The following is a 12,147-nucleotide window of genomic DNA, read 5'->3' as shown; positions in this document are numbered from 1 at the left end:
GGGAGAGTACAAGGAGCGAGCCATGACCTACGCGAACATGAAGCTCAACCAGTATCAGCAGGTGAACAACCAGTCCGCCGAGTACGCGGACCCCCATCGCCTGATCCAGATGCTCATGGAAGGGTTCATCACCCGCACGGCCGAAGCCAAGGCCGCCATGGAGCGTGGCGATATCAATGCCAAGAACACGGCCGTGAAGAAGGCTTGCGGCATCCTGCATGGTCTGCTGGACTCCCTGGACTTTGACAAGGGTGGTGAGTTGGCGAGTAATCTGGCGTCCATGTATTTCTACCAGGAAAAGACGCTGTTGCTGGGCCATTCGCGCAACGAGCCGGAGAAGTTGGACGAAGTGATGCGGCTGATGCGAGAGGTCAAGGCCGGCTGGGACGGCATCCGGGATCAGGCAGCCAGCGAGCCCGACCAGCGCCAGACGCCGCCGCCGGAGTCGGTGGGCAGCATCAGTGTCAGTGGCTGAGGAGCAGGTGGATGACCGCTGACGACAAGAAACAGGCTGCGCGTCGTCTGCTCGGGCTCACCGAGCAGATGCTGCGGGCGGCGCGGCAGGGCGAGTGGGCCACGGTGACCGAGCTGGAGGTGCAGCGCCGGGAGCTGAGCCAGCAGCTGTTTGCCGAGCCGGTGCCGGCCGAGGCGTCCGAGGTGGTGAATCACTGCATCCGCGAGCTCCTGGCTCTGGATCCGGAGTTGATCCAGCTTGCCGAGGCGGCCCGGGATGAAGCCGGGGAAGCGGTGCGCCGGACCCAGACAGGAAAGGTCGCATTGTCGGCTTACCGGCGGTATTCACGTTGATTCTCACCATGTGAGCGTAACTTCAGCCGTTGATAACGACAAAACAACACGTTACGTGTTTTTTGTGATGTAGCTGCTCAAACCCCGCCTGCGTTCCCGCCGAAACCCGCGTGAACCGCGTCGCATTCCCGACGCCGGATCGTTGACACCCCTCTGGCCTGATCCTACTGTCGAACCATTGGCGTCGCCGGTGTGCGATGCAACAACGAATTGACCGGGGACGGAGCCCCAACAAGGTCATCATCAGACAGCGTCGATCACACCCTTTGGCAGGGGTGGGTCAGCAGGGATTTCTCTGGGGGGTGCGTGTGGTTAGTGTGATCATCTTTGATGAGGATCGCGAGCGGGCGAATGCCGTGGAAGCGATCCTCCGCTTCCAGGACCATCATACGGCCTGCTTCGGTGATCCGGCGCAGCTCGAGGCTGCGGTTCGCGAGAAGGAGCCGGCGCTGGCGCTGTTCACTGTCGAGGAGGGCGACTCCGGCTGGCTGGCTGCGCTGGAGCGACTGAACCGTGAACTCGATGACCTTCCGGTATTTCTGCTCGTGCCGGAAGGTGCCGCCCGCATCGCGGCGGAGAACGTCGCCGGCAACGTGCTCGGCACGCTGGACCTGCCGCTGCGACAGGCCCAGTTTACCGCGGCGCTGAAGCAGGCGCTCAAACACAATGCCCGGCGCCGTGATCAGTTCGCGCGCAAGGCGGGCGCACCGAGGCTGGTGGGCGACAGCCGGCCCATGAAACGGGTCAAGAAGCTCATCGACCAGGTCGCCGGGACGGACGCCAGCGTACTGATCCTCGGCGAGTCAGGTACCGGCAAGGAAGTGATCGCCCAGAACATTCACGCGCGCTCGTCCCGGCGCAGTGGCCCGTTCGTGCCCATCAACTGCGGCGCCATTCCGCCGGATCTTCTTGAGAGCGAGCTGTTCGGTCACGAGAAGGGGGCGTTCACCGGTGCGATTACAGCCCGCCAGGGCCGGTTCGAGATGGCGAAAGGCGGCACCATATTCCTCGACGAAATCGGCGACATGAGCCCCGACATGCAGGTGAAACTGCTGCGGGTGCTGCAGGAGCGCACCTTCGAGCGTGTCGGTGGCAACAAGCGCATCGAGGCCGACGTCCGGGTGCTGGCGGCGACCCACCGGGACCTGGAGGCGAAGATCCAGGACGGCTCCTTTCGGGAGGATCTCTTCTACCGCCTGAACGTCTTCCCCATCGAAACCCCGCCGCTGCGCGAACGCGCCAGCGACCTCCCGGTGCTGGTCAAGGAGTTGACCAAGCGGATCGAAGATGAAGGGCGCGGCTCGGTGCGGCTGTCCTCCGAGGCGTTGTCGGTTCTCAGCCGTTACGAGTGGCCGGGTAACGTGCGCGAGCTGGCCAACCTGATCGAGCGGCTGGCGATCATCTGCCCGTTCGACGAGGTGGTGGTGGACGAGCTGCCGGAGAAGCTGCTGCGCGACATGGTTGCGGAGGACAGCGAAACCGTTGGCGAGGCGGGCAGTGATGCGGTCGATGAGGGGGCGTCCGCTGCAGACGATACGGACACCTCCGACGCGATCGAGGTGCGTGACACGATGAGGGACGCCGGCGCCATGGAGCAGCTTCCCGCTGTGAATGGCAAGGCTCCACGGCATCCCGATGCGCGCCTGGTCAAGCGCACTGATGGCGGACTCGATATGCGCTGGTACCTGGGCGAGCTGGAACAGCGACTGATCCGCGAGGCGCTGGAAGAGTCTGATGGCGTGGTTGCCAAGGCAGCCGAGCTGCTTCAGCTCCGGCGGACCACCCTGGTGGAGAAACTGCGCAAGTACGACATCCAGCGTCCGGATGTGAGCTGATCCGCTCCGGGCGGGCTCCCGCCCGGGCCATTTCTGGCACGTCTTCTGCATTAATCATCCCTACAACGCGGAAACCGTCGGCGAAATGACGCTGCGGTCCGGAATGCGGAGGGTGCGCCGTGTCGGAAAACAAAATCCTGGTAGTCGCAGCGGACGAAGCTACGCGCGAGGCGCCCTGTGCGGCGCTTGACGCTGCCGGTTTCGAGCCCGTGCCTGCGGCATCAGTCGATTCCGCCTGCGATCTGGTGGCGTCCATGCCTGTGAGTCTGGCGCTGGTCCACGGTGCCTGCCCCGGGGACTGGCGCCAGTTGCGGCGCCACGCGGGTGCGCCACCGGTGGTGGTCATGGAGGCCGGCGCGGAGGTACCGCGCGCGGTCCAGGCGATTCGGTCCGGTGCTGTCGATTTTCTGACGAACCCCGAAGACGCATCGGCCGTGGTCAGCGTGACGCGGCGCCACGCCGTGGTCATGAACAGTCGCGGCGTGATCGCGGTGGATGAGCGCACCAGGGGTGTGCTGGATCTTGCGCGGCGCGTGGCGCCGAAGCCGGTCACCGTGCTGCTCAACGGCGAGAGTGGCACCGGTAAGGAGGTGTTCGCGCGCTACCTGCACGAACAGTCGGATCGGGCCCGGGGCCCGTTCGTGGCAGTGAACTGCGCGGCGATACCCGAGAACATGCTGGAGGCGCTGCTGTTCGGTTACGAGAAAGGGGCGTTCACCGGCGCCACCCGCAGCCACCCCGGCAAGTTCGAACAGGCCGCCGGCGGCACGTTGCTACTGGACGAGATCTCCGAGATCGCGCCGGAGCTCCAGGCCAAGCTGCTGCGGGCGCTGCAGGAGCGCGAAGTGGAGCGGCTTTGCGGGACCGCGCCCATTCCCGTGGACGCGCGGGTGGTTGCCACTACCAACCGCGATCTTCGTCAGGCGGTGCAGAACGGGCAGTTCCGGGAGGATCTCTACTACCGGCTGCATGTGTTCCCGATTCAGCTGCCGCCTCTGCGGGAGCGGCGTGACGACATTCTGCCGCTGGCGGACGCGTTCCTGCGCAAGTTCGGCGACGGCGGCGCGACCATGTCGCCCGGGGCCCGGCACATGCTGCGGGAGTACGAGTGGCCGGGCAACGTCCGCGAGCTGGAAAACGTGGTCCAGCGGGCCCTCATCCTGGCGGACGACGGCTGCGTCGACGCCGAGGATCTGCGGTTCGAGCTGGGGCCGCTGTCGAGTGCGGCGCCGGAGGCCGATGCCTCCCTGGATGACAGCATGAAGGACAGCGAGCACCGCCTGATTCTTGACACCCTGCGGCAGTCCAACGGCAGCCGCAAGATGACCGCAGAGCGTCTGGGCATCAGCGTACGCACGCTGCGCTACAAGCTCGCGCGCATGCGCGATGACGGCGTGCCGGTGCCCGACAGCAGTGCCATGGCGCAGGTGGGCTGAAGGTCCGCCCCGGCGCCAATGGCGGAAATCAACATGAAACGGCGGCCTGTGTGGGCCGCTGCCAATGGAGGTTAGACGATGAACCCGGTGACCAACGACAACGTCACGCAGGCACTTGAGCAGATGCAGGCCATGGTTGACCGTGCCGGCGGTGCACAGGAGACCGAGCAGGCGGCGGACGGGCCGCAGTTCGTGGAGGCACTCCGCGAGGCGCTGGACGGCGTCAACGACGCTCAGCAGGAGTCGGCTGCCCTGCAGGATGCCTTTATTGGCGGCGAGGACGTGGACCTCACTGACGTGATGGTGTCCATGCAGAAGTCGTCCGTCGCGTTCGAGGCGACCAAGCAGGTCCGTAACCACCTGGTCGAGGCGTACCAGGACATCTACAACATGCCCGTGTGATTGAGGTTAGTTCAGCATGGCTGAGTCACAGGCACTGAGCTCCCGGGACGCCCAGGACCTCTCTGCAGACCCCCAGGGGAGCGCCGACACGGGCGCCGGGACAGCCGGTCGTCCCTGGGAGCGTTTCCTGCGCCGGCCGACGGATTTCCGTCAGGCGGGGCTGATCGGCGGCGTGGTGGCCGCTGTGGCCCTGGGTGTCGGTGTGTTCTTCTGGGCACAGCAACCGTCCTATCAGACGCTCTACAGCGGCCTGGACGACCAGGACCGTGCTCAGGTGGTGGAATCCCTCCGGGAGTCCGGTGCCAGTGTCCGTCTGAATCAAGACACCGGCGCCGTGGAAGTCCCGCGTGGCGACGTGCATGAGGCGCGGCTGCACCTTGCAAGCCAGGGGTTGCCGGAAGGTCAGGGGACCGGCTTCGAGATGCTGGACGAGGACCAGCGTTTCGGAACCAGTCAGTTCATGGAGAGCGCCCGCTACCAGCGTGCTCTGGAAACGGAGCTTGCACGCTCTGTCCGTTCCCTGAGCGCGGTGAGCAACGCGCGTGTGCACCTGGCCATTCCCGAGGATTCCGTATTCATCCGCGAGTCCAGCCAGCCGACGGCGTCGGTGGCGCTGGAACTCCATGGCGGCCGCCGTCTCAGCGAGGGGCAGGTCCAGGCCATCGTGCACATGATCTCCAGCAGCGTGCCGGAGATGACGGAGGACAACGTCTCGGTCGTGGACCAGAACGGCAACCTGCTCACCCGGGACGAGGATCGCGATGACGGCATGTCCGGCAGCCAGTTCGAAGTGCGCGAGCGGCTGGAGCGCGACTACCAGCGTCGCATCGAGGAGCTGCTCACGCCCATGGTCGGCTCCGGACGGGTCAAGGCGCAGGTCAACGCGGACGTGGACTTCTCCCGGGAAGAGACCACGGAGGAGATGTTCGATCCGGATGCCACGGTCATCCGCAGCGAGCAGACCAGCGAGGAGCGGGGTTCCGGCTCCGACATGGCGTTGGGCATCCCCGGTGCGCTCACCAATCAGCCACCGGGAGGTGGCGAGATCGGTGACGGTGACGACAACGGCGGCTTCATGGGGCCGGGGGTCGATATCACCAATACCGCCACCCGTAATTACGAGGTCGGGCGCATCCTGCGCCACCTGCAGCGGCCGGAGGGTGCTGTCGACCGGCTGACGGTCGCCGTGCTCGTGGACCAGCCCATGGTCGAGGGCGAGGAAGAAGGGGAGATGGTCCGGGAGGCCATGTCCGCCGACCAGATCGAGCGCATCACCCAGCTGGTTCAGGACGCCGTGGGCTTTGACGAAGACCGGGGTGATCGTGTGAACGTGGTCGATGCTGCCTTCGAGGAAGTGGATACCGGCGATGTCGTCCCCGACGTGCCGCTGATGGAGCAGCCGTGGATGCAGGAACTCCTGCGCTGGCTGATCGCCGGCGTGGTCGCCCTCGCGCTGATCCTGTTCGTGGTACGGCCGCTGGTGCAGGCGCTGATCGGCGGTGGACGCGCCTCGGAAGAGGATGCCGATCCGGATGTGGACGGCCTGCCGCCTGGCGCGGCCGTCGGGCCAGATGGCCAGGTGCAGCAACGCCTGACCGGTCCGGACGTGGAAAGCGGGTCCATCGGCCAGAGTTCGGCCATGGCCGTGGACCAGAACGAAAAAGTGGAAGCGGCACGGGAAGTGGTGCAGAGCGACCCGACGCTGGCGGCAAGTGTGGTCAAGGGCTGGTTGAACGAAGATGAGTGACGGCAACAACATCACGGCGCAGAATCTGACTGGCGCAGAGCGCGCCGCCATCTTCATCATGAGCCTGGGCGAGGACGACGCCGCCTCGGTGCTTCAGCACCTGGGGCCGCGTGAGGTCCAGGTGCTCGGGCAGGCCATGACCGGGCTGCAGAATGTCAGCCGGGAGCAGGTTGGCCGGGTGATGGAGCAGTTCGTCATCGGTGTCAGCGAGCAGACCTCGCTGGGTATCGGCAGCACCGACTACATCCGCTCCGTGCTGGTGAAGGCGCTGGGCGAAGACAAGGCCGGCGGCATCATCGACCGCATCCTCATGGGCGGCAACAGCCGGGGCCTGGAACAGATCAAGTGGCTGGACGGCCGCACAGTGGCGGAGATGCTGCGGCTGGAACACCCGCAGGTGACGGCCATTGTGCTCTCCTATCTGGATCCGGATCATGCCGCCTCCGTGCTCGCGGAGATCCCGGAGCGCATGCGCCACGACGTGGTCATGCGCATTGCGACCCTGGATGGCGTTCAGCCCGCCGCGCTGCAGCAGCTCGACGAGATCATGGAGAAGCAGTTCTCCGGCAAGCAGCGGATCAAGTCCTCCTCCATCGGCGGCATCCAGGCCGCGGCGAACATCCTCAACTTCCTGGATACCAGCGTCGAAGGCGGCGTGATGGAAGCGATCAGCGAGGTGGACGAGGAGCTGGGCAACCAGATCCAGGATCTCATGTTCGTGTTCAACGACCTGGCGGCGCTGGACGACCGCAGCATGCAGACGCTCATGCGCGAGGTGAACACCGACAGCCTCGTGCTGGCCCTCAAGGGCGCCAGCGAGGGGGTCAAGGACAAGGTCTTCCGCAACCTGTCCCGGCGTGCCTCTGAGATGCTGCAGGACGACCTGGAAGCCAAGGGTCCGGTGCGTCTCAGCGAGGTCGAGGGTGCGCAGAAGGACATCCTGAGTATTGCCAAGCGGCTGGCCGACGAGGATCAGATCTCCCTGGGCGGGGGTGGCGATGAGTTTGTCTAAAGTCCTGCGCGGTGCGGAGGCTGAAGCCGTCAGCCTCTGGGAGCTTCCATCCGTTGCTGGCAACGTGGTCAATCCACGTGATGAACCGGCTGAGTCACCGGAGCCGGAAGAGCCGGAAATCCGGCTCCCCACGGAGGACGAGGTGGAGGCCATCCGCGAGGAAGCGCGCCAGGCGGGTTTTGCGGAAGGGCGCGAAGCCGGCTACGCGGAAGGCGAGCGCAAGGGGCAGGCGGCCAGCGAGAAGGCCGCGAAGAAGGTCGAGAAGGAGCAGCGCCAGCGCCTGAAAACCCTCGACAGGCTGATTCAGGCGCAGACCCGTCCGCTGGAGCAGCTGGACGACGAGGTCCATGATCAGCTGCTCAGCCTGGTGCTCACGCTTGCGCGTCAGGTCATCCGACGGGAGCTGCAGATCCAGCCCGGCGAGATACTCGGAGTCATCCGCGAAGCGGTGGCGCTGCTGCCGCTGTCCGAACGGGATGTGACAGTGCGTGTCCATCCGGAGGATCACCGCTTCCTCCAGGAGCTGCTGGGTGAAGAGCGTGAAGAGCGCGCCTGGACGCTGGTGGACGATCCGGCCCTCAGTCGCGGTGGCTGTGTCGTGCAGGCGCAGCGTGCGCGGGTTGATGCCAGCCTGGAGACGCGGCTGGCGCAGCTGGCCAGTCAGCTGCTCGGTGCCCGGGAAGAGGACCTCCGTGATGATGCTGCGGCAGCGGACGACGTGGAGCCGGTGAGCGAGCCGGAGCCCGAGCAGGAGGACGACGCCGTCGAGCCGACCGCGGCCGACGAGCCACCTACCGACGACGGGGCGGATGACGTCCCCCCTGGCGAGCAGGACACCCATGACGACGACACACCACCCGCGGACGAATCCGCCGGCCACGACAGCGCGCCGGGTGGGGATGACGCTCCGGGGGACGAGGATCAGAACCCGGCAGGGGAGCGCCCATGAGCGAGCCCAGCGCCGTACGCCGGGATGAGTGGCTGGAGCGGCTGCGCTCGGTGGAGACGCGGGTGGAGCGGCCCCGGCCCGTGCCCAGCGGTGTGCTGCGCCGCATGGTCGGGCTGACACTTGAAGCGGAGGGGTGTCAGGCGCCGGTGGGGGCCCGTTGCCTTGTGTCCACCCCGGACGGCACGGAAGTGGAAGCCGAAGTGGTCGGCTTCGGTAATGACAGCCTCTATCTCATGCCCACCGGCGACGTGCACGGCCTGACCCCCGGCGCCACGGTGACGCCCCAGGAAGGGGTCTATGAGGCCACCGTGGGCAACGGTCTGCTGGGGCGCATTCTTGACGGGGCCGGCCGCCCCATTGACGGGCGCGGAGGCGTCGCCGCCACCGAGCGGATGCCCCTGCTCGGCGAAGCACTGAACCCGCTCTCCCGGGCCCCCATTCGCGAGCCCCTGGATACCGGCGTGCGTGCCATCAATGGCCTGCTCACCGTCGGCCGCGGTCAGCGCATGGGGCTTTTCGCCGGCAGCGGCGTTGGCAAGAGTGTGCTCCTGGGCATGATGACCCGCTATACCAACGCCGACGTGGTGGTGGTCGGCCTGATCGGTGAACGTGGCCGCGAGGTCAAGGAATTCATCGAGGATATCCTTGGAGAGGAGGGGCTGAAACGCTCCGTGGTCGTTGCCGCCCCGGCGGACGCCTCGCCGCTCATGCGGCTGCACGGCGCCATGCAGGCCACGGCCATTGCCGAGTACTTCCGTGATCAGGGGCAGCAGGTCCTGCTGCTCATGGATTCCCTCACCCGCTACGCCCAGGCGCAGCGGGAGATCGGGCTGTCCATTGGCGAGCCTCCCACCACCAAGGGGTATCCGCCGTCGGTGTTTGCCCGCCTGCCCAGGCTCGTGGAGCGCGCGGGGAACGGCGAGGTGGGCGGAGGGTCCATCACCGCGTTCTACACCGTGCTCGCCGAAGGGGACGACCAGAACGACCCCATCGCCGACGCCGCCCGCGCCATTCTTGACGGGCACGTGGTTCTCAGCCGCGACCTTGCCGATGCCGGTCACTACCCGGCCATCGACATCGAGGCGTCCGTGAGCCGGGCCATGCAGAATGTCGTGGACCCGGAGCATCGAGTCATGGCACAACGGTTCCAGCAGATCTACGGTGTCTGGCGGCAGAACCGGGACCTCATCAACGTGGGGGCTTACCAGCGCGGGACCGACCCGCGTGTGGACGAGGCCATAGAAATGCGGCCGAGTCTGCTGGAGTATCTGCAGCAGGATCTGCATGCGGCCGAATCCCTCCACAGCAGCATCGAGAAGCTTCAGGCCGTACTGCCCACTCAATAACGTCAGGCGGGGGATCCAATGTCGCGGTTGAAACGCTTGCAGACGGTTGAAGGGGTGATGGACGACAACGCCGAACGCGCCGCGCGTGCGTTCGGACAGGCCCGGGCCGCGCTGGAGCAGGCGGAACAGCGGCTGGTGCAGCTCCAGCAGTTCCGTGCCGATTATCACAACCGCCTGGCCGAAGGGCAGGGCGACGTCATGGACGCCTTCCGGTTGCGGGACTTCAACGCCTTCCTCGTACGCATTGACGGCGCCATCGAGCAGCAGCGCCGACAGATCGACGAAGCACGTCGACAGGTGGAACAGGCCCGGCAGAACTGGAACGCCGAGCGCAGCCGCGCCGACGCCATGGGCAAGGTCGTGCAGCAGGAGCAGCGCTCCGAGCAGCGGGTTGCCGCCCGCCGGGAGCAGAGCGAGGCCGACGAGCTGGCCCAGCGCATGTTCATCCATCGTAACGGCATGTATTGAAACGATAATTTTCTGCTTTTGCCGGCCCGGAGTGTCAGTGTCTTAAGGTTGGCCCCTCTCTTGCAAGTAAGCCTGTCAATACGTCCTTCATTGGGAGAATGTCATGCAGGGGCTGCAACTGCTGGAGTCCGCGTTCAGGGAGATGAACGGGCAGAAAGGCGAAGGACTGGCGCCGGATAGCAAGGATGGTCGCGCCTTCCTGGAGGCGCTGCTTGAGACGGAAGGGTTGCGGGATTCCGGCCTGACCGTCGAGGATCTTGAAGCCTGGGTTGCCAGTCAGGGCGGCAAGGGCTTGCCGCTGGGTGGTCAGGACTTGCCGCTGGCGGGCAAGCCCGGCATGCAGGCGGGTGCCCGGGAAGCCACCGGGCTGCAGGGGCAGATGGCCGCGGCGGATGGGCAGATGGCCGGCACAGAAGGGCAGGGCGGGGCGTTTGTGTCCACCGACGCCATGCTCCAGAGCGGCATGCCCAGAGGCGAGCCGCCAGCCGACATGGTCATGCAGGCCGGGCGTGCCTCCGCGCTGGCGGACCAGCCGCTGGACCTGGATGATGCGACCATCAAGCAGCTGCTGGACGAAGGGTTTGCCGTCCAGGAGCTGGTGGATGCGGGCGTACCGGCGGACCGTATTCCGACTGACGCGCTGGTGGCCGAGGGTGTTCCCCGTGACGACCTCATGCGCGAGGCGGCCCGCCGCGACACCCAGCAGACCGAGACCGTGCGTGCCGACGCGATCCGCGCCCGGGCCCAGGCCATCCAGCAGGGCCGTGGCGCAGATGACGCCCTACTCAACGACATGCTCAGTTTCGGCGGTGGCATGCCGGGGCAGATGGGGGGCAATGAGGACACGCTCGAGATTGCCCGTCGAGACACGCTGACGCAGTCGTCCATGCGCGCCGCGCAGCTCCAGGGTCAGCAGCAGTCGGCTGATCTGGTCCAGGCGCAGGCGCGCAGTGGCGACAGCGAGGCGCAGCCGCAGTCCGATAACTCTCGGCATGCGCAACTGCAGTTCCAGCAGGTTTTCCAGACTGCGAACGCTGCCCCACAGCAGGCCGGCATGCCCACTTACAATGTGGCCCAGTCAATGGATCAGGCCGGGTGGGGGCAGGCCGTCGGTGAACGCCTGGTGATGATGGCGAACCAGAACGTGCAGCAGGCGCGGATCCAGGTGAACCCGCGTGAGCTTGGGCCCCTGGACGTGAACATCCAGATGCGCGACGACAAGACCATGATCACGTTCCAGGCCCAGAACGCCGTGACCCGTGAAGCGCTGGACGCGGAACTGCCCCGCCTGCGCATGATGCTCAGCGACAACGGCATCGAGAATGCGGAAGTCACCGTCGGCGAGGAACAGCCCGGTCATCCGCAGGACGGGACTGAACTGGCCGAAGGTTTCGACCGCGGCAATACAGGTGACGGCGACGAGTCCGAGGAGGATGAGAACGGCGTGGCCGTGGACAGCGACCGAATTCGCCGGGGATTGGTGGATCACTACGCATGACCGGCGTCGCCGTGGTGTAACCGTGCTCCAGTCATCGGTTTCGATGCCGATAACCTGACAGGATAAGGGTGTGGGCCCCGGCGGGCCGGGAACGAGTAAAGGGAGAGGGCATGCGTGTCACCAGCAAGGCCGCTCAGCGCGGCTCCGGTAAACTTGTACTGATTCTTCTGGTTGTGTTGATCGCGCTGCTGCTCGCAGTGGGATCGGCTGCGGCGCTGTATCTCACCGGGGTCATTTCGCCACTGGGCAATGGTGGCAATGATGTCGAGGAGGTGGCAGAGAGTGAGGCCGGCGAGCAGCGTCCGCCGGCGCCGTCCCGCGGGCAGGCCAGGTATCTTGAGATGGAAGACGCCATTACCGTCAACATCTCGCGGGAAGGCGGTCGGCGTGCCATCCTGCAGGTGAACCTGCAGCTGATGGCCCGGGACGAGGAGATTCTCGACAGCGTCGAGGAGCATATGCCGCTGATCCGCAATAACCTGATCAGCCTCTTCGGTGACCAACAGTTCGAGGACATCACCTCCCGCGACGGCAAGAACGCGCTGCGGGAAGAGGCGCTGGAGGAAGTCAACCGCGTACTGGAAGATGAAGGCGAGTGGCCTCACGTGGAGGCCGTCTATTTCACCAACTTCGTGACGCAGTAGCTT

12 protein-coding genes are annotated in these 12,147 nt (G+C 65.9%); all 12 read left to right on the top strand.

Features of this window, described 5'->3' with window-relative positions; all coding sequences use genetic code 11:
• Positions 1-22 precede the first annotated feature (22 nt).
• The 12 genes from fliS (at position 23) to BMZ02_RS03790 (ending at position 12,144) form a co-directional block, all read left to right on the top strand.
• Positions 23-475 (top strand): flagellar export chaperone FliS, encoded by a 453-nt coding sequence (gene fliS, locus BMZ02_RS03845; RefSeq protein WP_216110667.1) that lies wholly within the window; start codon positions 23-25, stop codon positions 473-475.
• 11 nt (positions 476-486) lie between these two features.
• Positions 487-807: a flagellar protein FliT gene (locus tag BMZ02_RS03840; protein WP_091640055.1), complete on the top strand. Its 321-nt coding sequence runs from the start codon at positions 487-489 to the stop codon at positions 805-807.
• A 308-nt stretch (positions 808-1,115) separates the two neighbouring features.
• Positions 1,116-2,642, top strand: coding sequence for a sigma-54 dependent transcriptional regulator (locus BMZ02_RS03835; RefSeq protein ID WP_245753921.1), 1,527 nt, complete (start codon positions 1,116-1,118; stop codon positions 2,640-2,642).
• A 119-nt stretch (positions 2,643-2,761) separates the two neighbouring features.
• Positions 2,762-4,078, top strand: a complete 1,317-nt coding sequence (locus BMZ02_RS03830) for a sigma-54-dependent transcriptional regulator (RefSeq protein ID WP_091640052.1) — start codon at positions 2,762-2,764, stop codon at positions 4,076-4,078.
• A gap of 78 nt (positions 4,079-4,156) precedes the next feature.
• Complete coding sequence (gene fliE / locus BMZ02_RS03825) at positions 4,157-4,480, top strand: flagellar hook-basal body complex protein FliE (RefSeq protein ID WP_091640050.1); 324 nt, start codon at positions 4,157-4,159, stop codon at positions 4,478-4,480.
• A gap of 16 nt (positions 4,481-4,496) precedes the next feature.
• The gene (gene fliF, locus BMZ02_RS03820; protein ID WP_091640049.1) at positions 4,497-6,227 is read left to right on the top strand and encodes a flagellar basal-body MS-ring/collar protein FliF; all 1,731 of its coding nucleotides are present in this window, start codon (positions 4,497-4,499) and stop codon (positions 6,225-6,227) included.
• A complete protein-coding gene (fliG, locus tag BMZ02_RS03815) occupies positions 6,220-7,239 on the top strand; it encodes a flagellar motor switch protein FliG (protein ID WP_091640047.1) in 1,020 nt (339 codons plus the stop codon). The genes fliF and fliG overlap by 8 nt, the downstream gene beginning before the upstream one ends.
• Positions 7,226-8,188 carry a flagellar assembly protein FliH gene (locus BMZ02_RS03810; protein ID WP_091640045.1) on the top strand — a complete coding sequence of 321 codons (963 nt, stop codon included), beginning with the start codon at positions 7,226-7,228 and terminating at the stop codon, positions 8,186-8,188. Before fliG ends, BMZ02_RS03810 begins: the two co-directional genes overlap by 14 nt.
• Positions 8,185-9,534, top strand: a complete 1,350-nt coding sequence (gene fliI / locus BMZ02_RS03805; RefSeq protein WP_091640042.1) for a flagellar protein export ATPase FliI — start codon at positions 8,185-8,187, stop codon at positions 9,532-9,534. The genes BMZ02_RS03810 and fliI overlap by 4 nt, the downstream gene beginning before the upstream one ends.
• A gap of 18 nt (positions 9,535-9,552) precedes the next feature.
• Positions 9,553-10,002 (top strand): flagellar export protein FliJ, encoded by a 450-nt coding sequence (fliJ, locus tag BMZ02_RS03800; protein ID WP_091640040.1) that lies wholly within the window; start codon positions 9,553-9,555, stop codon positions 10,000-10,002.
• Between the two features lie 103 nt (positions 10,003-10,105).
• Positions 10,106-11,500, top strand: coding sequence for a flagellar hook-length control protein FliK (locus BMZ02_RS03795; protein WP_091640039.1), 1,395 nt, complete (start codon positions 10,106-10,108; stop codon positions 11,498-11,500).
• A 110-nt stretch (positions 11,501-11,610) separates the two neighbouring features.
• A complete protein-coding gene (locus BMZ02_RS03790; protein WP_091640037.1) occupies positions 11,611-12,144 on the top strand; it encodes a flagellar basal body-associated FliL family protein in 534 nt (177 codons plus the stop codon).
• Positions 12,145-12,147 lie beyond the last annotated feature (3 nt).

Origin of the sequence: Aquisalimonas asiatica (assembly GCF_900110585.1) — a bacterium.
GTDB lineage: Bacteria > Pseudomonadota > Gammaproteobacteria > Nitrococcales > Aquisalimonadaceae > Aquisalimonas > Aquisalimonas asiatica.
The sequence above is the reverse complement of the archived record's forward strand: the minus strand, read 5'-3'. Positions and strand labels throughout refer to the sequence as shown.

Coding starts and splice junctions, on each gene's coding strand:
- fliS (WP_216110667.1), top strand. CDS start 23: ATGACCTACGCGAACATGAAGCTCAACCAGTATCAGCAGGTGAACAAC.
- fliI (WP_091640042.1), top strand. CDS start 8,185: ATGAGCGAGCCCAGCGCCGTACGCCGGGATGAGTGGCTGGAGCGGCTG.
- fliE (WP_091640050.1), top strand. CDS start 4,157: ATGAACCCGGTGACCAACGACAACGTCACGCAGGCACTTGAGCAGATG.
- BMZ02_RS03840 (WP_091640055.1), top strand. CDS start 487: ATGACCGCTGACGACAAGAAACAGGCTGCGCGTCGTCTGCTCGGGCTC.
- fliG (WP_091640047.1), top strand. CDS start 6,220: ATGAGTGACGGCAACAACATCACGGCGCAGAATCTGACTGGCGCAGAG.
- BMZ02_RS03795 (WP_091640039.1), top strand. CDS start 10,106: ATGCAGGGGCTGCAACTGCTGGAGTCCGCGTTCAGGGAGATGAACGGG.
- fliJ (WP_091640040.1), top strand. CDS start 9,553: ATGTCGCGGTTGAAACGCTTGCAGACGGTTGAAGGGGTGATGGACGAC.
- BMZ02_RS03810 (WP_091640045.1), top strand. CDS start 7,226: ATGAGTTTGTCTAAAGTCCTGCGCGGTGCGGAGGCTGAAGCCGTCAGC.
- BMZ02_RS03790 (WP_091640037.1), top strand. CDS start 11,611: ATGCGTGTCACCAGCAAGGCCGCTCAGCGCGGCTCCGGTAAACTTGTA.
- fliF (WP_091640049.1), top strand. CDS start 4,497: ATGGCTGAGTCACAGGCACTGAGCTCCCGGGACGCCCAGGACCTCTCT.